Raw genomic sequence first — 674 nt, 5'->3', positions numbered from 1 at the left:
GATTATGCCGGACCCACAATGCCCGTGGTCTGCGCGTCAACCGGCGAAATTCGCACCGCGCAGATCTTTGTAGCGGTGTTGGGAGCCTCCAATTACACCTTTGCCGAAGCGACCTGGAGCCAAAGCCTGCCGGATTGGCTAGGCAGTCATGTACGGGCCTTTGAATTTTTTGGCGGAACGACCGTGATGCTGGTGCCTGACAATTTAAAAAGCGGGGTGACAAAAGCCTGTCGTTACGACCCCGAACTCAATCCCAGTTATCAACAACTGGCATCCCATTACTCGATCGCGGTGATGCCTGCCAGGCCCTATAAACCCAAGGATAAAGCCAAGGCTGAGGCTGGTGTTTTACTGGTCGAACGCTGGATTATGGCTAAATTACGTCATCAAACGTTCTTCTCCTTGGCGGAGCTGAATTACTGTATCAGCGCCTTGCTGAATGAACTCAATCAAAAGCCTTTCAAGCAAATGCCAGGCTGCCGTCAGCAGTGGTTTGAAACGCTGGATAAACCGGCGCTGTCACCGTTACCCAAGTACGCTTACCAGTACACCGACATCAAAAATGCCCGCGTCAATATCGATTATCACCTGATCTACGACCAGCATCTGTACTCGGTGCCGCATCACTGTGTGGGCGAACAGGTGGAGCTGCATGCCGGTGACAAACTGATTGA

The 674-nt window shown here is 52.2% G+C and carries 1 protein-coding gene; it reads left to right on the top strand.

The features are described 5' to 3' along the window. On the top strand, nt 1–674 hold a 674-nt coding region (istA, locus tag RW114_RS20825), incomplete at both ends, for an IS21 family transposase (RefSeq protein WP_340124635.1).

The organism is Methylobacter svalbardensis (assembly GCF_037671525.1).
GTDB lineage: Bacteria > Pseudomonadota > Gammaproteobacteria > Methylococcales > Methylomonadaceae > Methylobacter_A > Methylobacter_A svalbardensis.
This window is presented reverse-complemented; position numbering and strand designations above follow the sequence as displayed.